Below are 19174 nucleotides of genomic sequence, written 5' to 3' on the forward strand. Positions count from 1 at the left end.
TCAGATCGAGGAGGCCAACATGGCAATGAGTACACTGCTTGTCGTCACGGCCGTCTGTCTCATCTTCGCGATCTTTGCGCTCGTGCTCGTCTTGACCGATCGCAGCACGACGCGCTGGCGTCAGGAACAGGACCGAGCCAGCACACGCGCTGCCTATCCCGATAAGAACGGGACCTAGCAGCGCTTTTTGCCTCGCGCGCCGAGACACTAATGTCTCGCCGTGCGGCCACCGTTTATTGCTCTGCATTCCCGGAGCTACGTACAAATACGTAAGTGGCTTCTACTTAGGGGAAATATCCAAATTTCCCGATCCACGAGATGCGATCAATCTGCCTCCATCGATCTTCCCATTCATGGAGCGTCGCCATGCAGACCCAGAACGCCATTTCCCTCGAGAACAGCCGTCAGCCGACCAGCATCCTCAGCCGGCAGGCGCGCGTTGAAGGACCCTTCGGCATGGTTGGGACGCCGATGCGGTTCGCCCGCAACAGCGAAATTTACGGCGAGGACGAGGCCGCGGAATACCTCTATCAGGTCGTTTCCGGCGCCGTCCGAACCTACAAGATTCTGGAAGACGGACGTCGCCAGATCGGCGCATTCTATCTGCGCGGGGATATTTTCGGCTTCGAGGCCGGCGAGACCCATATCTCCTCGGCCGAGGCCGTCTCCGAGACGCGGGTCATCGTGGTCAAGCGCGCCGCGCTCATGGTCCGTGCGATACACGAAAAGGAGCTGGCACGCCAACTCTGGGATGCGACGGCCCAGGAACTGCGTCGCTTCCAGGAGCATCTGATGTTGCTGATCTGCAGCGCCGAAGATCGTGTCGTCGGCTTCCTCCACGACATGGCGCGCCGCGCCGTCAAGAATGCGGCGATCGAGCTTCCGATGTCGCGGCAGGATATCGCCGACTATCTCGGTCTGACGATCGAAACGGTATCACGCACCTTCACCCAGCTCGAGCAGAACGGCGTGATCTCCCTTGCGACCTCGCGTCGGGTGGAACTGCGCAACCGCGCGATGTCGAACCGGATCATGGCGGCGTGAAAAGGGCGCGCCAGAATCCGATAATTAGCCGCAAGTGAGAGGCAAGGAGATGCGGTCGAACCTGGCGATCACCTATGGGCAGGACAGCTACCGCGCTACACCCACGGCTCCGCATTTTTCTGCGGCGGTCGGCGAGGCCGATTACCGGACATGGCTCAGGTCGATTCCAACTCGGCGGCCGGCCTCGATCTACCTGCATGTTTCGTTTTGCCGGTCAATGTGCTGGTACTGCGGGTGCCACACTTCTATGACCAGGCGCGACGAACCCGTTACGCCGCCGGCTTCGAAGCGCATCTCGTTGCGGAAGCGATCGGTGGGCGATTACCTGTCTCCCACATCCATTTCGGCGGTGGCACTCCGACGATCATGACGCCCGAAACCTTTGCCGACTTTGTCGTCGGGCTGCACGAAAACGAGTACCGTAGCGCGCTGGAGATCAGCACCGGAGGTAGGCGATCGCCTACTCGAGTTCTTCGTCAGCATCCGCGGCGGCGTCACCGATGCTGCCCACGAGCGCGGCCGCAAGAGTTTGCGCACGCTAAATAATCTCGAAGTATCGTTCGCGCTCAAAGTCAGTAACTCGATGTTGAATGGCTTCCCACTCCCAACGGCGGGAGCACGAGAAGGCTTCGACAAACCTATCTCCAAATAGATCGATGGCTTTTTGAGATCGCGCAAACCGGCTTGTGGCCTCTAATAAATGTTGGGGAAGCCGCTCCGGGGAACGTTCATTTTCCTCGCTTGCATCACCAACAAACGGAGCTGCTAAGTCAGCATCCTCCTCAATTCCTAGAATGCCGGAGCCGAGGGCACACGCGAGAGCGAGATATGGATTCACATCTGCGCCACTCAGTCTGTACTCAAGGTGGTGCGCTTCCGAGCCTCCGGGGATGACCCGCACCGCACAGGAACGATTGTCGACCCCCCAGCTTGGGCAGATTGGAGCCCAAAAGCCGGCGACCAATCTCTTATAGCTATTCACGTTCGGCGCAACCAGCACACAAAACTCCGTCATGTACTTCAGCTGTCCGCCAATGAATTGGCTCATAGTTTCCGAGATGTTCCACCTCGTCTCGCTGTCGTAGAACGCACTGTTGCCATCTGATGACATTGAGATGTGAATATGTCCCGACTGACCCGGCCAGTTCTCAGACACTTTGGCCATAAACGAGGCCGTCATCCCTTTCGTCTGCGCCCACGATTTTATCATCGACTTGAATATGACTGCTCGATCAGCTGCATCCAGGGCATCACAATGACGCAGCGACGCCTCAATCACGCCGGGCCCGGTTTCAAAATGAAGCCCACTGAGAGGTGTCCTAGCGTTTTCGCACAGCGCTAGGATCTCGTCGAACAGCTCTTCGTTTGCAATGGCTCGCGTCAGTGAGTAACCGAATGGTCCAAGCGTCAAAGGAGCCCATTCATCAAATGGCTTATTATTGATGGTCTCGGCGCTCTCCTTGAAAAGCATAAACTCAAACTCGAACGCAGCAGTACAGCTATATCCATGCTCAGCTGCTCTTCTTAGGACCTTACGCAGAACACCACGCGGGCAGATGCTCTCATGGGCGCCCACAAACTCAGCTAGGTACAGATCCCGCCGATTGGACACGGGACGACCGGTGCGCGACAGAATGCGCAGGTCCGCATCCCCGAACGCTGATGGCGGCCTCTTGGTAAAACTCGCTGGTATCACTCGGTCCGAACAATCCCAGGCAAGCACGGCTTCAGAGAATCTGACGATTTTGTCTCCATTCGAAAGATCCTCAGCCGCGACATGCTTCCCTCGAAGGACCCCGTCAAAGTCGCACACTCCAGCCACCGCGACGCGAGCCGTATTCATGCCAGTCGTCCCGATCTCGCTTGGCATTAGTTCTGACCTAGGCTCGCTAGATCGAATACCTCGTCCATCCCCATTGCTCGCAACTTGCGATAGTCACTCTCAAGCTGGTTCAAGTCGTTGTTCACGAGGTACACGATACCCGGTGTTGACGCTAAATCGGTCGTCGGAACCAAGTTTTCCCCCACCGGAACGAATGCAATTGCATCCGCGAAACTTGGCAGCTTACGGATTGCTTCGAGCCCCGGATAACCGCGGACAAGACCGCCTACGTCAGAGATAAGCGAGACACACAGCGCGTGAGCCCTCCGGCTGTACGGGCCGCGCTGTCTCATATGTGCAAGAAAGCCAGCAGGATCTGCGTAGCGCCACGCCGTTAGTGTCATGTGATTGTGACCCAACGCCATCGTCCGGGCTTTTCTGGACATTGTTCCTTGAAGCCTCGCTCCAAAGTCAACCAGAACGGGCCCCGCCTTGTCGACGATGATCTCCGCATGAGCGGGTCCGTTGACGATCTCAAGCGCTTGCAACGCACGCATCAAATAGTTGGACAGCTGTTCCACGACTGGATCCTCGCCATCCAGCAAACGTTCGAGCGAGCAGATCGACGCTGCGCCCTTTACGGGGACGGTGTCATAAGTCCAGACCTCCGTGACGAAACTTTCTCCGTCGATAGACACGGCATTTACAGTATATTGTTGTCCCCTTATCTTCTCCTGCCCAAGAGCGAGGTGATTCAAGGCTCCGACACGATTTGTCTTTCCTACAATGGCACTCGTAGCCCGTTGGACGTCAGCATCACTCGAGCAGAAGAACACATCCTCCGTGCCGGTGCTATTCAGCGGCTTGATTACGATTTCGTCGAAGCTTGCTTGTCGCTTCCAGCTTGTGAAGTCTTCAGCATTACTTGATACCACCTGCCTGATTGATCGCACTCCTGCGGAGGACAACGCTTCAGACAAGCGCGATTTGTCGCGTCTTGCAGCTGACCGGGCGGTTCCATTCGAAGGTAAGCCGAGCCGCTCAGACAACGAGTTCCGCCAGCTCAACTCCGGTCTCGCATCCGGCTATAATGAATTCCGTCTCTCGGCATCGAAGCGCCGCCAGGTGATATTCGATAACCTCCTCGTCCTTCATGTGCTCGTCCGGACGAATTAGCTCATCATATGAAGCAGTGTCGAAATGCGAGCGAAAGATCGGAGGAACCTGCGCAGCGGACATCACATGCACCGTTCCAATCCCGTAACGTCTGAACTCCTCCGGCAGGTAACGGCCTGTCGAGTACGCGTCGACTATTGCACAATGGCGCTTGTTCATCTGGACCTCCGATACTGGACATAAATGGCGCAAAGGGCGACAGCCGTAATGAGAATATTTCCAATGAAGGTGTATGAAGAGGGCGCAATACGAGCATCGCAATACTGAAACAGAAACGAAATGATCGGAGCCGCGGATAGGACCATGTTTACCGTCATTGGTTCTACGCGGCGGATGCCCTCCTGAATCAGGAGCAACGGAACAATGATCGTCGATAATGCAATGATCGCGATCGCACACCAACGCTGCGAAACCTCAAGTACGATTGAGGAGCGATCGACAAAAAGCAGCAGCAACAAAATCGTGCCATAGAAGCGATGAGCAAGCACTTGTCGGCCCGACAATCCACGGTCGAACAGAAATTTCATGAGGACATTGGTAAGGGCGAGCGATAGACCGGCCACAATAGCCACAAAAATGCCGAATGATGACCGAGGCCCCCATTCGACGCCGGCATTGCCGCTTGCCGAAATCCAAATCATGTACCCCCCGATGAGCGCAACCAAAGCACTTACGGCAACGTCCGATTTCGGGGGATGGCCCTGTTTTCTGATCCAGGCGTTCAGCCACACAGTCGCAGCAGGCCCCAACGCCACCATGAACGTGACGATGATAGCGGGTTCGGCATATTTCAGTCCGATGAAAAGCCCAACCCAGCTGATTGCGGTGACGACGTTGAGCGACGCCAGGGCTGTAAGCGAGGACTTCGTAATCCTTGGTCGACCGCTTTCGCGCCGAGCCAAAAGGTTGAACGTCAGGCATACTAGGGCAAAGGACAGCAGGAGAGTGCTGTAAATATCTGCCTGCTGAAAATACGATGCCGCATAGATGTCACCTGCCGCACTAACGATGACATAGAGGACGACATAGAGAACTCCCACGGCGAAACGACGCGCCCCCGTTCGCTCCGTCTGCACGCGCGTGGAATCGAGCGATGCAGGAGCCTTTCTCGAACCGAATTCGAGAGACTCCTGTTTCGATTTACAAGGAGGACATTTCCCTTGGCGTTTCACAGTATCCCTATCGCTTATCTCTCTGGCAGTATGCGACACAAGCGTCTCCGAATGCCTTGAAAAGTCGCTTGCTCAAAAGATCGGTAGCCACGTGCCACTCCGGATGCCATTGCACACCAATCTGCAAGGTCGGCGCGCCAATTACGGAAACGGCTTCGACCAGGCCGTCGGACGTCCACGCTTCTGGCTTCAACGCAGAGGCAATTTTTTCTACGCCTTGGTTATGCAACGAGTTGACTTGCGCCTCGGTCGCGCCCGCTATCGGGAAGAGCACACCATCAGACGGTATTGTTACGTAGTGCGTCACATCGTACTGACGATCCCTTGGGAGACATGGCTTCTCGGCGTGCATCGCTCCACTCTCCGGCCTCCATTCCGCCAGCGATGCATGAAGCGTGCCGCCGAAATAGACGTTAAGCTCCTGGAGGCCACGGCAAATGCCCAATATGGGCATCCCGAATGCAACGGCCGCGCCAATGGCTGCCGCGGACAGCCTGTCCCTTGGACGGTCGCGGATGCCAACTTCAACATCCGGTTGGTTCGTCGGTGTAGGGGAAGCAGGCGACCGCACGACGGCAGCATCAATATTCAATTCATCTCCAGTCAGCACCAGACCGTCCAGCCTGGACATGATTGGAAGAACGCCATCGATCCCCACATCATCGGCATCGGTAGTCGGTAGTATCACGTTCGTCACCCCCGCGTAACGAACGAGGGCATGCACGTATTTGCGCCGCAACCAATCGCGGTGCACGCCATCAGCCAAAAGACGGTTTGAGGTGATGCCCACCACGGCTCGGACTGATTCTGCCCGTTGCGAGATCAAGCCAGGTTCTCCCGCGCATTTGCGCCAGCCAGGGACTGCTCATACAGGCGTCGATTTCGCTGCTTTAACTGGGAGATTACGCTCGGCTGACCTTGAGGTCCCTTGACGAATAGCCCTCCCCAAGTTGAAGCAACCCTTGCGTACTGAGGATCCTGCATTCGAATTTTCTGAGCTTTGCGCAAGAGCCAGAAAGGGATGCCGGGCGACAGATGATGCTCTAGGTGGTATTCATCCAAATTCTGCCCAAAGATCACTCTTTCCAGAAAATTCCCCTTTCTGTTGCGAGTTAGATAGACGTTCTTGGTTTCGGTCTCGCACATGGGCGAGTGCTCGGCGAGCTCGATAAACCAGCCGAGGACCTGAAACGTGGTGAGATAGGGCACGATCCAGAACAGGATGACGAAGTGGAGGATACCAAGAAGATATGACCCGCCCAGTATGGCGAACCAGAACAGATAGAAGCCATACTTATCGACAAGAATGCCCGACCGATCCTGGTCCTCGCTATCTGCTATCGAAAACCGGTTCGTCCAAAGGTACTTCATATACGCGACCGTCGCGCCACCCAGTATCGGCTTCCAGATCATATTGAAGGCGTACCGCCCAGGAGGCTGGACGTCGTAAACACCGCGGGCCAAAAAGAATTTTAGATCGGGATCCTTCTCCGGGTCGCCCAAAAACGGGTGATGCAGATAGACGTGTGATATCCGGTATGCCCAATGGCGTTGGAACAGAGGATAGGCCGCGAACAGAATCCCCAGGACATAGTTCCAGGTGGTGTTTCTGGCGAGGGTACGATGGGCCGCATCGTGAGCGATTGTCGTCAATCCACGTTGATAGGCACCTATCAGTAGAACAGCGAGCGGATAGAGCCACCAGGAGAAAGACATCGTCGCGACCACGCAGGCTGCGATTACAGCATAGTCTTTGGCGATATAAGCAGCTCCCGTTATGTTATCTGGTCTCAGCTCGGAGAGCTGCTTGTTGATCTCGCGGCTGAATTGAACCGCCTCATAACGTGACGATCTCAGTTTCCAAGCATCTGCCTGTTTCATGCGAACCCCTTCCAGAAGCTTCAGGTTGTCAGATTGCCGAAAGTGCCTTGTTCAAGTCCTTGATGATGTCGTTGACATCTTCGATGCCGACACAAAGCCGGATCGAGCCACCAAATATGCCGGCGGCTTCGCGCTTTTCCCGTGGGACGGTAGTGTGGGTCGTCGAAACAGGATGTGTCACAAGCGTGCGGGCATCCCCCACGTTTGAAACGTGGTACATCAAGTCGACGTTCTGGATGAACTTGCGTCCGGCTTGTTCGTTCTCGACCTCAAACATGACCATCGCCCCGTGCCCATACTCTGCGTTGAGTGTTTGATCGATGGTTTCTCGATCGGCTCCTTCAAATAGGCCTGGGTAAAAGACGCGACATACTTTTGGATGTTCTTTAAGAGCCTCGGCTACGATCTTCGCGTTTGCGCAGTGCTGCTTCATGCGAAGGTGCAGTGTTTCAAGCCCTTGGATTAGTTGAAAGCTTGCAAAGGGGGCGATGGCCGCACCGGTATCGCGCAGCCAAGTCATCCGGGCTTTCAAGAGAAACTCGCTCTGGGCAAGATCCTCGATATCCTGCAACGCGTTGCGCCAGATGATGCCACCGTGGGCGTCGTCAGGGTTGTTGAACAAGGGAAAGCGTGAGCTCCCCCTATAATTGAAAGCGCCGTTGTCAACGATTAGTCCGCCCAGGGTCGTGCCATGGCCGCAGATGTATTTGGTCGCGGAGTACGTCGTAATCGCGGCACCGAGCGCTGATGGACGGCACACGAGCGGCGTTGTCGTATTGTCTACGACCAGGGGCACGCCGTGCCTTCTGCCGATTTCTGCCAGCTGCTTGACGGGAAGCGGAATCAGACAGGGATTCGAGATCACCTCTCCGAACAGGCATATCGTGCGGTCATCAATGGCACGTTCGAAGGTTTCTGGGTATCGAGGATCTGCCGTCTTAACGCTGATACCGAGACGCCTCAACGTGTTGTGGAGCAGGTTCCACGTATTGCCATATAGGTACGGAGATGCGACGACATTGTCGCCCACTTCGCCACTCGACAAGTTGACGATTGCAAGGAACGTCGCCGCTTGGCCCGATGCAACGGCGAGTGAGTCGCTTCCCATGTCGACAGCGGCATATCTCCTTTCCAGCGCACGGGGTCGTCGGATTGATAATCCGCGTATAAGTGAAACCATCGGCCTTTACGTTGTAGACGTCCGCAATATGGTTGAGATCACCGTCGAGTTCGTAAGCCGTATTCTGGTAGATCGGCACTGCCACGGCCTTAGTTGTGGGGTCGCGACGATATCCGGCGTGCAGAACAGCAGTTTCGGTGGAAAATGGGTACCGCGAGGCGGTCGCGATTGAATGCGATGTGTCGGCACGACTTTCGCTAGTTTCCCGGGGTGACGTCCGTCCCGCAAGCCCGGTGCGACCAGACCGAAAATATGTGCGAAAGGCGCACCCCAACTGCTCGATCCAACTGGGTTGAATTTCTCCAATACAGCCAATGCGAAAACTCCGGGTCGGAAGATGGAGCTTCGAATAGACGTACAGATTGTGGGCCGCCAAGTGACAATACAACCGATCGAACGCGACCTGATCCGAAATCCCGGCCGGCGCAACGAACGCCACGCAGATGGGAAACTGTAAGTTCGTCGCGAGAAGCGGGGTAGCCAAACCGTCGAGTTCGTTGATGACGCGATCTTTTATCTTTTCGTACCTGCGGCGCCTAACGTCGATGCCTTCGTCTCCCAAGATCTCGAGCGCCTTCGTGGCTGCCTGAACGATATGTGTGGGCGGAGTCGATCGCCATTCACCTGTGTCCTCAAACGAGCGCCATTGATCTCTAACGTCGAGCACAAATGATTTCGGTTCTTGAACCGCATTCTCCAGAAGTTCGTGAGACGCAATGACATAAGCGAGCCCTGGAGGGCCTTCTACGCACTTGTTGCTCGACGTGACCAAGACGTCTGGTCCGCCACGATTTAGGTCGATGTGGATGCCGCCGAACGAACTCATTGCGTCGACGATGGTCTTGATCCCTCGCTGCCTTGCACCGTCTACGATTGGCTCGAGCGGATTGACGATCCCCGTCGTGGTCTCGCAATGAACAAAGCATAGGTGAGTGATGGCTGGATCTTGGTTCAGACAGGCGGCGATTTCCTGAGGGTCAAAGGCATCGGTGGCTCGCTTGACAAGCTGAACGGCTTGAACACCCCAGAGCCGGAGAATCTTGAGTATGCGCTCACCATAGATGCCGTTTATGCAAACGAGCGGTCGGTCGCCCTGCGACACAAATGACGAGAGAGCGGCTTCCATTGCAAAAGAGCCACCTCCCTGAATAGGGACAACCGAGTATCCTTTTGGATTTCCCGACAGATTGAGCATCAACCGCCTCATACGGGCGGTCACTTCCTTGAACTCGAAATCGCGCGATGCAAGGTCGAACTGCATCTGCGTTTTGACCGCTGGCGCGAGTGCAAGCGGACCAGGCGTTAACAAAGAACGCTGCCTTGTCACCCCATCCTCCCCTATAGTTGTATTAATCCGCGACTCTGGAGCACCGCCGCGCGACGCGCCCGGCTCTTCCTGGCATTTGACATCGAGATCCTTGAAGCGATCTGCACCGCGGAGATCATGACGGAAGCACAAGTCGCCACCATCTCGAGTCGCGAACGAGACAGTCAGCCAATTTGACTGGGTCTGGCCGCTGCCGTTCAGTAAAAAATGGAAGTTCGCCAGCGGTCTTCGCCGGACCATCGCGCGAGGGCACTGAGCCAGCCAGCGACCCCACAACTGCCGCTGCTGACCGCGCTCATCTTACAAGAGCCTAAGAATTGGGACATTCGCACTTTTTGTCACTCGTTAACCGGCTATGTTTGAGATCGTACAACTTGACGCCACGTGCGATTCAACCCCCCTTTCAGCTCGTGGGACGAATATTTCCGAATTTGCATTCTGGCGTGCGGCCACGCGCTTCTCTAGCCCACGCCTACCGCTGCCAAAGTCGGCCAGCATGACGCCTTTGCGCCTGAACACAGCGGCCTTGGCATGCTTCTCCAGTCGGATTTGACTGCAAGCCGCGGCGCCTGCGATGTAAGCGCGAGTTTCGCGGCACGCTGAGGCCGGCGGTGTTGACGGCTCGCCTTCGGTATCGAAGACGGTGCCTGGCGATTTCAGGCCGTGGCAGATTTTGCGAAGTTGAAGGGCATCAGGTCGTCGATATCTGCATCGACCGCGCGCTGAGGCAACTCGGTGAGCACGTGGCGCAGCCATGCTAACGGCTCGACGCGTGAGGCGCGGCAGGTCAGCATCAGACTGTAGACAACGGCACTGGCCCTGGCTCCGTCGACGGTGTCGCTGAACAGCCAGCACTTTCGGCCAGTTGCAAAAACCCTGATGTCGCGCTCCAGAAGATTATTGTCGATCGGCATCCTGCCATCTTCGGTGTAACGCGTCAGATAGTCCCATTGGTTGCGGGTGTAGGACACGGCGTCGCCGAGCTTGCTGTCAGGCAAGACCTTCGGGGCCATGTCATCGAGCCATCCCTTGAGGGCGTTCAGGACGGGAATGCTGTGTTGCTGGCGGAAGCGGCGAATGCAGTCGGCCTGTGTTTCACCCTTCTCCGGTTTCTCGTCCTGCTCCTGCCTTTCAACCCGGTAGAGCTGTTCGAAGAACCGCAGCGCTTGTTCTGGCGGCCCGCCACCCTTCTTCTTGCTTTGAGTGCATCGACAAAGCGCCGCCGGGAGTGGGCCATGCATCCAATGTGGGTAGCCCCTTCCAGCGTGCGCCATGCGGTATAGCCGTCGCTCATCACAATGCCGCGGTAATCGCCGAGGAAGGCTTGCGGGTGGAGTTGGCCGCGGCCTGGCTGATAATCCAGAAGAACGATCGGCTCGTGACTGCCCTTGCCGCTGCGATAGGCCCACATGTACGAGGTGCTGGTGGCCTCCCGGCCCTTCTCCTTGAGGACCTGAACCGTCGTCTCGTCGCCATGGATGAGAGGTTGTGATCTGAGCCGCAGCTTCAGGGCGTCATAAATGCGATGCAGATGCTTCTCGCTCGAGCCGATCACCCAGTGGCCCAAAGCGCCGCGGCTGACAGGAACACCTGCGCGTTCAAAGGCCTGCGCCAGGCGGTAGAGCGGCGTGCCATCGACATATTTGTGAACCAGCGCGAACGCCAGCGTCGAGGCCGTGGCAACGCTGCCCGGCAACGGCTGCGTCGGCATCGGCGCGGTCACGACAGGGGCGTTGATCCCGGTGCGATCGCAATGGCGGCACGCATATTTGAAGCGCACATTCTGTAAAACCTTCGCCTTCACCTCGATATGAAGTTGCTCGGTGACAGCCTCGCCCATGCGATGCATCTGGCCACGGCAACAAGGGCACGCCTTCTGATCGTCGGGCAGGTCATACTCGACGCGCTCGCGCGGCAGATTGGCCGGCAGCGGCCTGCGGCCGCGCTTCTTTCCCGGCGCGCTTTCGACGGGTGGCAAGCCCGTGTCCGGAAGTTCGGCAATATCGTTCGTTTCACTGCCGGCGTCATCCTCATCGGTGGCCTGCTCGGCTTCATTGAAGAGACGATCGACGTGCTTTTCGCTGCGCGGCGCAAAACGATGCAGGCTTGCCAGCGCCAGTTCTTCCTCGAGCTTGACGACGCGCTCCGTGAGCTGACGATTCTCCGCCTCCAGCGCGGCAATGCGCGCCAACAGCATCTCAACACTCGGATCGCCGGTTCGATTCATCGGATTCTTGAATCTGAACCGTACCGACGCGTCAACCGCTCAACTCAAGAGCTCAGCCGGCAACCTTGTATTGCCGCACCGGATGGCGGACCATCGCATCAATATCGATGCCGTCAAGAATCCAGTGCAATTGCTCGGTCGTAAGTCGGACAACCGCTGCCTCGCGGCGCGGCCATCGGAACTTGTCCTCGGTCAGCCGCTTCAGGACCAGCACAAAGCCGGACCGATCGAAGAACAGCAGCTTCATCCGGTCGCAACGGCGATTGCAGAACGCAAAAACCGCCGGAGCGAACGGATCGAGCGCCATCGTCTCCTGACCAGGACCGCAAGGCTGTTGATGCCGACCCGGAAGTCGATCGGCTCACGGTGCAGATAGACCTGCAGGTCACCGCCCAGTCTGAACATGGCCCAGGGCTCCGATGATCGCCGTCAATGCACCCACATCGCCGCATTCCAGCGCGACCTTCACGCCGTTCGGCAAGGACACGCTCACTTTAGCCGGAGAACAAAAAGCTGGAGATCTCCTGGGTTCCGACCCACGCACTTCATCGCAAGTCGCCGGAAAATCCACCGCCGCAACGCCGCCTTGCCGCGACAGAGCCCGCTCGGAGGTCCCCTCAAGCTGAACCGGGATGAACGCCGGGCATGACGGCGGCGGCAGCGACCTGGCCGCGGTGTGCTTCTTGATCCACTTCCGAAGGAGGTTCGCGTTGACCCCGTGTTCGAGCGCAAGTCTCGAGACCGAAACGCCAGGCTCAAGGCAGGCCGCCACAAGACGCTCCTTCGATGTCGTCTCGTAACGCCGGCGACCGTTTCGGCCAACAAGCCTGACCCGCAGTTTCTGATCGTCGTCTGCCATCACAAGGTGTCCACCTATTTAAGTGGACACCTCATGCATCAGAGCACTCAAAAGCAAAAGGTGCGACGAAATTCGCGCTTACCCTGCGATTGCTCTTCTGCCGCGATCAATTCAGGGCCGTAGCGCTGGCGGAGAACGACAGAGGTGCCGTTGAGGGCACGGACCGACAGAAAACGGCCGCGGCCGTATACCATCCGATAGTCGACGCAGCTTCGGCGAAGCCGTACATTGCAGGATGGTTGGCGGAAAGCAGGCTGCAGCCGTTGACATTGCTCTGCGCCGCATATCGAAAGCACGGTCCGGATGCCCTCGCCCGTCGCCCGTCACGAGCACCTCGCCGATTGCCGAATCGAGCCGCTTATCTATGATCACCCGGCCTTGCAGTGTATCGAGCTACCCTTTGGCGAGACGCACGGGATCGCAAACGTTAGGACCGGGCCGGGTGGCATGCTCCCGACATGAGCTCCTCTCCACACATTACGCAAGCGAACGATGCCGGCTAGATATCAGTCGGCATGTCGTCATGGGGACGGCAGCAGCAACACCGGAGCAACGCAGCGCATTTTCGAGCGAAAGTGAAAATATCGGGATGCGCAAAAGGCAGCTGAGCGAGTGCCCGGGCAAACAGCTGCGACATCGTCAAAGACTGCCCGGCGGCATCCGGCGGCAATGGCCTGACACTCGCGCTAGGCAGCCCGGGAAAGCGCGGTGCCTCGTGTGCAAACATCACAGAAGCGAGAGCTCACAGCCGTCGCGGATAACGTCGAGCGACTCGGCGCGTTGTGCGCAAGACCGTGCGCCAGCTCAGCAGGCTCGCGTGGCATCACGCGACCTCTCGCTCGTTGGCGTCAAACGCCTCGAGATCGAGACTCGCAATGCACGGCAAGGACGCTTTGCTGAGCATCTGACCCGGATGGACTTCTTGGAGAACTCGGATATTTACCCTTGGCCTAGTCTGGCGGCCAGCTTCTCTCCACCTGGTCAGCCGGCTCTATGAGCGCACCCTCGTCATCGTCACCACCAATCTCGCCTTCGGAGAATGGCCCAGTGTGTTCGGCGACGCCAAAGGGACCACTGCGTGCTCGATCGGCCGGCTCCGACGGGGCGAGCGCTACCATCAAACCACGCCGCGCGAAAGGGCTCACAGTCGGAAGCTTTGCGCAAGATCTCCTTGACGTGCCGAAGCTCACGGTTCTCGCGTTCCAGTGCCTTCAGCTTCTCGGCGATGTCGACCGGAACGCCGCCCCGCTGCTCACAGTCAACCTCGGTTCACCCAGTCATGCAATGCGGCGTGCAGCCGATCTTGGCCGCAATCGATGTCACTGCTGCCCAGCGAGACGGGCGCTCGCTGGCATGATCCAGAACCATCCGCACCGCTGGGGCCCGGACCTCGGGTGAACACTTGTTCGTTTTTTGCTCATCATAGCTCCATGCTCTCAAGACTTGGAGCCTCCGGCAAATCCGGGGCGGTCCATGACCAGGACCTGCCACCGGTCAGGTCCGACCGAGAAGCCTATGGTCTTCGTCACATCATCCTTGTATCTGGGTATACCGGTCACGGGCTCTTTCAGATCAGCGTCCCGCAACACCGGTTAGCGGAAGTCAACGTGAGCAAACTCAATTATTGCCTCGTTGTGAGGAGCCGCTCCGAAATGCGACCGCAATCAGATAAGCGGCTTTAGTCGATCAACCAAGTTTCAATCGTAGGCGCGGTCCGATTTCGGTGAACCCGTTTCGCTTGTAGAATTGAAGAGATCGTTGCCACGCCGGCTGGCTAGGCGCGCCCACCTCGAGCCTATTCCAGCCGCGCAGCCTGCCATGGTCGATCGCGGCCCCGAGCAACCGCTCAGCGACACCGCGTGAGCGATGCGCGGGCAAAACGTACAATTCGGTGATCGTCGCGGCGACACCCAACGTGTAGACGGCGGTGAATTCGGTGATCATCATGAGCCCGAGCGGACCGGCGTTCTCTTCTGCGAGAAACCCCAGATAATTACCCTTGTCTGCGAGGATTGCTCGCGCGCTGTCGACCCTACGACTTGCATCGGACGGATTGCCACTCAGCTCGACCAAAAGTGCATCGACAAAGCGACCGACGACTTCTGCATCTGCAGCGGCCACTCTCCTCGTGATGATCTCGGCCATCTTTGGATCCTACGTTCGACTGACAAGTGCGCCTTGCTGTCACCTTTCCAGAAAGAACTCCCAATCATCCTAGCGACAGGCTCGACGAAGACCGTTAGCAGAATACAAGTTTGGACCGTCGCTCTCAATCGATTGGTGATTTCAGCCAGATGAGTGTCGCCAGTTCGAAACGCATGGTCCCGGACCTCGACTAATCTGTTGCTCGGCATCTAAGCGGCCCGCCTTCGGCGGCTCCCTCGATGCAAAAATCAGTCGCACGGATTGATGTGTCCCGCCTTGGTCTGCAACGTTCGCTCGTAGCTGCCGGCTCGCGTGTCCTGCCGAGCTGGTTGCGCTCATAGCGCGCAGCGCCGCAAAGCTGGTCCGCTTTGGCCTCCAGCACGGCATTCAGCGTCTCTTCGACCGTCCTGCGCACCATCTCGCCCCGGTGATCCCGAATCTGCGCTTCATCAATCTGTATCACCTGACCCATGGCATTCCCATCATTCAGCCTTGTACCTTCATTCTAGAAGAAGCAATCCCGAAATTGCGAAAGAATCTGTTCGCTATCCGACGCGGGCCTGGGCTAGCGAAGTGAACGACGTCTCTTCAACACGCAGCCGGCCGTTGATGGGAAGACGGTCCCGCTCTCTCGACGCCCGTGATATGATGCCAGATGTGCTGGCTGCAGAGGAGTTGTTCAAGATGAACGTCGCAACTATTGGGTTGGGCACCGCGCAGTTCGCTTATCACCTCCATGCGGTTGATGAAGAAGGTCGCGCCTGAAATGGCCCGCGGAGCGGGACCGCTTGAACCGGTTCGTTAGTTGGAAATTGACCGCTTCTCATCTCTTTCTAATCACGCTGCCAAAGACCCTGTCTGCTGCTGCTGCCGCTGTTGCTGCGGCATGCGGTCAACGCGTCAGCTTGTCTATCATGTCCATAGCGTTCGCGGCCTCAGATTGCACAAACGGCGCTCGGCGAGTGTTCTGGCAAACGGCCGCGCCATCATGAAGAGCCGTTTCGGCGGCCTTGGCTCGAGACGCGCCAGGCAGCCCGCGGAACCGCGGTGCCACGTCTGCCACATCACACAACCAAGGAGCCCGCCGGCATTCGCGGATGGCATTCAGCAATTTGCCTATTCGCGAGTTTCGGCATCAATCCACTTCTCGGCCAATTCCTTAGGCGCCCTCTTAATCGGAGAAACCTAGAGCGACATAGTGCGTTGCGCGCGAGACGTGCGTAAGCGCTCGGCCGGGGCCCTATTGAGGCTGGCTTGACGCCTTGCGGAAGCGCCATGGCATGAGGTCGCCGATTCTGCTATGGGGATGGCCGTCGATGATCGCCTCGAGTGTTTCGGCGATGTAGCTGGCCGGATTGACGTCGTTGAGTTTGCAGGTGGCGACGATCGATGCCAGCAAGGCCCAGTTTTCGGCCCCGATTTCATGTCCGGCGAAGAGAGCGTTTTTCCTGGTCAAGCAGATTGGCCGGATGGCGTTCTCGACCGGGTTGGTGTCGAGCTCGAGACATCCGTCTTCGAGGAAGCGCGTCAGCCCCTCCCAATGATTCAGCGCATAGCGGATATCCTCGGCGAGCGTCGATCCGCTGGAGATCATCGACAACTGTTTCTCGAACCACGACTTCACCGCGGCTACCATGGGCAAGCGAGTGCTCCTTGCGCGCGGCCAGCCGGATGTCCGGCGATGAGCCGCGTACCATGGCTTCGATGGCGTAAAGCTGGGCGATGTGCCGACGGCGGCCTCGGCGATCGGCGATTTGCTGTTACGGGCCAATTTGACGAAGCGCCGGCGCAAATGGCTCCAGCAATGCACGAGCGTCCACGGCCCTTGCGGTCGAACGACTTCGTTCAACCGGTCATACCCGTCATAGGCGTCGCATTGCAGGTGGTGTCCGCCAAAGCCGTTCAGGAACTGCTCAGCAAAGGCACCGCTGCGACCGGGGGCATATCGGAACAGCACGATCGGCGGACTTGGACCGCTGTGGCCGCGGTCATCTGAGGCGATCGCCCAGAAGTAGCCTTTCTTCGTTTGGCCGCGCCCCGGATCGAGTACTGGCGCCTTGGTCTCGTCCATGAACAGCCGATCCGCCATGGCCAAGTGGTGGCGCATGTGGTCCGCGATGGGCTGAAGATGGAAGCAGGCGCGGCCCGACCAGTTGCCCAGTGTCGCCCGATCAAGCCGGATGCCCTGGCGCGCATAGATCTCGGCCTGACGGTAAAAAGGCGTATGGTCGCCAAATTTGGAGACGATCACGTGCGCGATGGCCGCTTCGGTCGGCAGCCCGCCGGGCACGACGTGCTCCGGTGCGTGCGCCTGCACGACGGGGCCCGCGCAGCGGCGACAGATGTATTTTGGGCGGCGTGTGACCAGCACGCGCCATTGCGCCGGGATCACGTCGAGGCGCTGGCTGACGTCCTCGCCGATCTTCGTCATGGCGCCGCAACCGCACGGGCAAAGCGTGCTCGCAGGCTCGATGATCCGCTCCATCCGCGGCAAATGGGCAGGCAAGCAGCCGCGATTGCGATGCGAGCCTTGATCCGGATCGCTCCGTGATCGGCCCTGGATCACCGCCTGGGCTCTCTCCTGCGCGGCATCCAGGATGCCTTGCGCGATCTCCACGTCTTCGAGCGGCAAATGATACTGATCTGGTCGCAGCTTCTCGGATTTCGCGCCGAACCTGTCGCGTCGTAATTCGCCGAGAATGACCTCCAGCCGGCGTCGCGCTTCCTCCGACGCCGCCAGTGCCCCCTGATGCTCGCTCAAGGCCGCCTGCGTTTGCGCCAATGGCGCCTTAAGGTGTTCGTTTTCGTCGCGCAGCGCCGCGATGCTCATGCGCTATTTCGAGCACATCGCCGCCGCGTGTACCACGTTCAAAATAGCTGCCGAGTCATTCTGCCGCAGTTATCCCGCCGCCTGCGGGCGCCGTGCTTCTTCCGGGCGGACCAATCTCCAATCCAGCCCTTCGAACAAGGCCGCAAACATCGCCGGCGACATGCGCATCACGCCGTCCGCGATCGTTGGCCAAACAAACTTGCAACCTTCGAGGCGCTTGTGCACCAACACCAGGCCCGTTCGATCCCAGACCAAAATCTTGATCCGGTCCGCTCGTTTCGATCGGAACACGAAGGCTGCGCCGCTGAACGGATCGAGATGAAGCATCTCCTGCGCCTTCGTCGCAAGCCCATCGTGTCCACAGCGGAAGTCGATCGGCCGCGTGGCAACGTAAATCTTCAGATCAGCACCGGCCGCGATCATCGTGACGCTCGCACCGCACGGATCACCCGGGATAGCTGGTCAGCATTTATGGCCGTATCCGTCCGCAGCACGACATCACCGATCGCGATCTCAAGCCTGATCGCCGGAGCCTGACGCTCCTCCAACGCATGGTCCACGACCAGCGGCGCAAATGTCGGCGGGGACGCCTCGCACGGCGGCAACATACCTCGCTGTCGAAACCGCCGTCGCCAATCGTAGATCTGCCAGCGCGTCGCTCCGTGCTTGCGCGCCACCTCGGACACCTGAGCACCGGGTAACAGACTCTCGGCAGCGATCCGAGCTCTCTCAGCTTCCGAACGCACACGACGTCCTGACGGCCCTTCAAGGATCTCCAGCCGGCTCACCGACCCCGCCGATGAGCCGTCTAAATGGACGTCCTTTTTGCTGTCCAATCCCATCCCAAACCTCCGTTCAAGCCGGAGGATTCTTCGCATAGCTATCCCGGTCCCGAAGCAAGGGCTCCGGCTTAGCGCTTACAGACGTGCGCCAGCTCAGCAGTCTCGTGCGGCGTCACGCGACCTCCCGTTCACTGGCGTTCTCCACCGGATAACCCCGCAGCTCCGTGGCTGGGCGCTTTTACTTCACGCTCGATAACCCTGCCGAGCCGCGGCAGTTGCCTGGTGAAGTCATGCTCGCGGCGAGTTTGCTGAATCGAGAAGTCTGCCACACGAGGATGCTGCACTGGCGCTCGAGGGTATAGAGGCCAAGGACGGCAAGTCGATTCTGGATGGCCTTTGTAATTTCGTTCTCCACGACAGGCGACAAGGAGCCTCTCTCAGCCTAGGCGCACTCTTCGCTGACAACGATTCCTGCGCCTCGATCGGATGCTCGGTAATGCAGGTCTCGTCGATGTGTGCCAATGGCCGCCGCGAAACCAATGCAGCTCGGAGTGTCACTGCGCATGGAGGAGTCTAGAATTCCGTCGCTGCATCCCCGGGGCGCCCCGTTCGTTCGAATCGTACCAAGCATTCGACCGCTTTCCGCAGATGAGATTGTCCACATTCTTGATTCGCGCTAAGGGGAAGCAAACCAAGGATGGGAACCCTGACACACGATGCCGCCAGATT

At 58.3% G+C, this 19174-nt stretch carries 18 protein-coding genes and 2 pseudogenes; 5 read left to right on the plus strand and 15 right to left on the minus strand.

Annotated elements, in window-relative coordinates; all coding sequences use genetic code 11:
• Window positions 1–19: 19 nt before the first annotated feature.
• From ACSKB9_RS14150 to ACSKB9_RS14160, 3 genes are all read left to right on the plus strand, one after another.
• Window positions 20–178 carry a hypothetical protein gene (locus tag ACSKB9_RS14150; RefSeq protein WP_225643913.1) on the plus strand — a complete coding sequence of 53 codons (159 nt, stop codon included), beginning with the start codon at window positions 20–22 and terminating at the stop codon, window positions 176–178.
• A 188-nt stretch (window positions 179–366) separates the two neighbouring features.
• On the plus strand, window positions 367–1044 hold the full coding sequence (locus ACSKB9_RS14155; RefSeq protein WP_438073849.1) for a helix-turn-helix domain-containing protein: 678 nt from the start codon (window positions 367–369) through the stop codon (window positions 1042–1044).
• Between the two features lie 150 nt (window positions 1045–1194).
• On the plus strand, window positions 1195–1590 hold the full coding sequence (locus ACSKB9_RS14160) for a hypothetical protein (RefSeq protein WP_438073851.1): 396 nt from the start codon (window positions 1195–1197) through the stop codon (window positions 1588–1590).
• On the opposite strand, the gene ACSKB9_RS14165 is transcribed toward ACSKB9_RS14160, so the two are convergent.
• The 11 genes and pseudogenes from ACSKB9_RS14165 to tnpA (ACSKB9_RS14215) all read right to left on the minus strand — a co-directional run bounded on the left by ACSKB9_RS14165 (window position 1583) and on the right by tnpA (ACSKB9_RS14215) (window position 12688).
• Window positions 1583–2887 (minus strand): glutamine synthetase family protein, encoded by a 1305-nt coding sequence (locus tag ACSKB9_RS14165; RefSeq protein WP_438073852.1) that lies wholly within the window; start codon window positions 2885–2887, stop codon window positions 1583–1585. The two genes, ACSKB9_RS14160 and ACSKB9_RS14165, sit on opposite strands and share 8 nt — an antisense overlap.
• A gap of 26 nt (window positions 2888–2913) precedes the next feature.
• Window positions 2914–3933 (minus strand): ATP-grasp domain-containing protein, encoded by a 1020-nt coding sequence (locus ACSKB9_RS14170; RefSeq protein WP_438073854.1) that lies wholly within the window; start codon window positions 3931–3933, stop codon window positions 2914–2916.
• Entirely contained in the window at window positions 3908–4201 is a 294-nt protein-coding gene (locus tag ACSKB9_RS14175; RefSeq protein ID WP_438073856.1) for a hypothetical protein, read from the minus strand. Before ACSKB9_RS14175 ends, ACSKB9_RS14170 begins: the two co-directional genes overlap by 26 nt.
• Window positions 4198–5253 carry a DMT family transporter gene (locus tag ACSKB9_RS14180; protein WP_438073858.1) on the minus strand — a complete coding sequence of 352 codons (1056 nt, stop codon included), beginning with the start codon at window positions 5251–5253 and terminating at the stop codon, window positions 4198–4200. Before ACSKB9_RS14180 ends, ACSKB9_RS14175 begins: the two co-directional genes overlap by 4 nt.
• A complete protein-coding gene (locus ACSKB9_RS14185) occupies window positions 5222–6040 on the minus strand; it encodes a gamma-glutamyl-gamma-aminobutyrate hydrolase family protein (protein ID WP_438073859.1) in 819 nt (272 codons plus the stop codon). The genes ACSKB9_RS14180 and ACSKB9_RS14185 overlap by 32 nt, the downstream gene beginning before the upstream one ends.
• Window positions 6037–7095 (minus strand): dhydrorhizobitoxine desaturase, encoded by a 1059-nt coding sequence (gene rtxC, locus ACSKB9_RS14190; protein ID WP_438073861.1) that lies wholly within the window; start codon window positions 7093–7095, stop codon window positions 6037–6039. Before rtxC ends, ACSKB9_RS14185 begins: the two co-directional genes overlap by 4 nt.
• Window positions 7096–7123: 28 nt before the next feature.
• Window positions 7124–8140 (minus strand): PLP-dependent transferase, encoded by a 1017-nt coding sequence (locus ACSKB9_RS14195; protein WP_438073863.1) that lies wholly within the window; start codon window positions 8138–8140, stop codon window positions 7124–7126.
• Complete coding sequence (locus ACSKB9_RS14200; RefSeq protein ID WP_438073865.1) at window positions 8034–9536, minus strand: 2-aminoethylphosphonate--pyruvate transaminase; 1503 nt, start codon at window positions 9534–9536, stop codon at window positions 8034–8036. Before ACSKB9_RS14200 ends, ACSKB9_RS14195 begins: the two co-directional genes overlap by 107 nt.
• Window positions 9537–10258: 722 nt before the next feature.
• A pseudogene (gene tnpC / locus ACSKB9_RS14205) lies at window positions 10259–11829 on the minus strand (IS66 family transposase).
• Window positions 11830–11881: 52 nt separating this feature from the next.
• Entirely contained in the window at window positions 11882–12136 is a 255-nt protein-coding gene (gene tnpB / locus ACSKB9_RS14210) for an IS66 family insertion sequence element accessory protein TnpB (protein WP_438073867.1), read from the minus strand.
• A 78-nt stretch (window positions 12137–12214) separates the two neighbouring features.
• Complete coding sequence (gene tnpA / locus ACSKB9_RS14215) at window positions 12215–12688, minus strand: IS66-like element accessory protein TnpA (RefSeq protein ID WP_438073869.1); 474 nt, start codon at window positions 12686–12688, stop codon at window positions 12215–12217.
• Window positions 12689–13535: 847 nt separating this feature from the next.
• On the opposite strand from tnpA (ACSKB9_RS14215), the pseudogene ACSKB9_RS14220 reads away from it, so the two are divergent.
• A pseudogene (locus ACSKB9_RS14220) lies at window positions 13536–13767 on the plus strand (ATP-binding protein); the annotation flags it as partial.
• 607 nt (window positions 13768–14374) lie between these two features.
• Here ACSKB9_RS14220 and ACSKB9_RS14225 read toward each other — a convergent pair.
• Entirely contained in the window at window positions 14375–14833 is a 459-nt protein-coding gene (locus ACSKB9_RS14225) for a GNAT family N-acetyltransferase (protein ID WP_411780132.1), read from the minus strand.
• Window positions 14834–15406: 573 nt separating this feature from the next.
• Here ACSKB9_RS14225 and ACSKB9_RS14230 point away from each other — a divergent pair.
• Complete coding sequence (locus ACSKB9_RS14230) at window positions 15407–15598, plus strand: hypothetical protein (protein WP_438073871.1); 192 nt, start codon at window positions 15407–15409, stop codon at window positions 15596–15598.
• 475 nt (window positions 15599–16073) lie between these two features.
• On the opposite strand, the gene tnpC (ACSKB9_RS14235) is transcribed toward ACSKB9_RS14230, so the two are convergent.
• The 3 genes from tnpC (ACSKB9_RS14235) to tnpA (ACSKB9_RS14245) all read right to left on the minus strand — a co-directional run bounded on the left by tnpC (ACSKB9_RS14235) (window position 16074) and on the right by tnpA (ACSKB9_RS14245) (window position 18505).
• Window positions 16074–17663 (minus strand): IS66 family transposase, encoded by a 1590-nt coding sequence (gene tnpC / locus ACSKB9_RS14235; RefSeq protein WP_438073873.1) that lies wholly within the window; start codon window positions 17661–17663, stop codon window positions 16074–16076.
• A 69-nt stretch (window positions 17664–17732) separates the two neighbouring features.
• Complete coding sequence (gene tnpB, locus ACSKB9_RS14240; RefSeq protein WP_438073874.1) at window positions 17733–18086, minus strand: IS66 family insertion sequence element accessory protein TnpB; 354 nt, start codon at window positions 18084–18086, stop codon at window positions 17733–17735.
• Window positions 18083–18505: an IS66-like element accessory protein TnpA gene (tnpA, locus tag ACSKB9_RS14245; RefSeq protein ID WP_438073875.1), complete on the minus strand. Its 423-nt coding sequence runs from the start codon at window positions 18503–18505 to the stop codon at window positions 18083–18085. The genes tnpB (ACSKB9_RS14240) and tnpA (ACSKB9_RS14245) overlap by 4 nt, the downstream gene beginning before the upstream one ends.
• Window positions 18506–19174: the final 669 nt, after the last annotated feature.

Source organism: Bradyrhizobium sp. BR 1433 (assembly GCF_051547665.1).
In the GTDB taxonomy this organism is placed as follows: Bacteria; Pseudomonadota; Alphaproteobacteria; order Rhizobiales; family Xanthobacteraceae; genus Bradyrhizobium; species Bradyrhizobium australafricanum.

Bases quoted from the DNA above. Each gene is read 5' to 3' on its own strand.
- ACSKB9_RS14150 (WP_225643913.1), top strand. From the start codon at position 20: ATGGCAATGAGTACACTGCTTGTCGTCACGGCCGTCTGTCTCATCTTC.
- ACSKB9_RS14155 (WP_438073849.1), top strand. From the start codon at position 367: ATGCAGACCCAGAACGCCATTTCCCTCGAGAACAGCCGTCAGCCGACC.
- ACSKB9_RS14160 (WP_438073851.1), top strand. From the start codon at position 1,195: ATGGCTCAGGTCGATTCCAACTCGGCGGCCGGCCTCGATCTACCTGCA.
- ACSKB9_RS14165 (WP_438073852.1), bottom strand. From the start codon at position 2,887: ATGAATACGGCTCGCGTCGCGGTGGCTGGAGTGTGCGACTTTGACGGG.
- ACSKB9_RS14175 (WP_438073856.1), bottom strand. From the start codon at position 4,201: ATGAACAAGCGCCATTGTGCAATAGTCGACGCGTACTCGACAGGCCGT.
- rtxC (WP_438073861.1), bottom strand. From the start codon at position 7,095: ATGAAACAGGCAGATGCTTGGAAACTGAGATCGTCACGTTATGAGGCG.
- ACSKB9_RS14200 (WP_438073865.1), bottom strand. From the start codon at position 9,536: ATGCAGTTCGACCTTGCATCGCGCGATTTCGAGTTCAAGGAAGTGACC.
- tnpB (WP_438073867.1), bottom strand. From the start codon at position 12,136: ATGGCGCTCGATCCGTTCGCTCCGGCGGTTTTTGCGTTCTGCAATCGC.
- tnpA (WP_438073869.1), bottom strand. From the start codon at position 12,688: ATGGCAGACGACGATCAGAAACTGCGGGTCAGGCTTGTTGGCCGAAAC.
- ACSKB9_RS14225 (WP_411780132.1), bottom strand. From the start codon at position 14,833: ATGGCCGAGATCATCACGAGGAGAGTGGCCGCTGCAGATGCAGAAGTC.
- tnpC (WP_438073873.1), bottom strand. From the start codon at position 17,663: ATGAGCATCGCGGCGCTGCGCGACGAAAACGAACACCTTAAGGCGCCA.
- tnpB (WP_438073874.1), bottom strand. From the start codon at position 18,086: ATGATCGCGGCCGGTGCTGATCTGAAGATTTACGTTGCCACGCGGCCG.
- tnpA (WP_438073875.1), bottom strand. From the start codon at position 18,505: ATGGGATTGGACAGCAAAAAGGACGTCCATTTAGACGGCTCATCGGCG.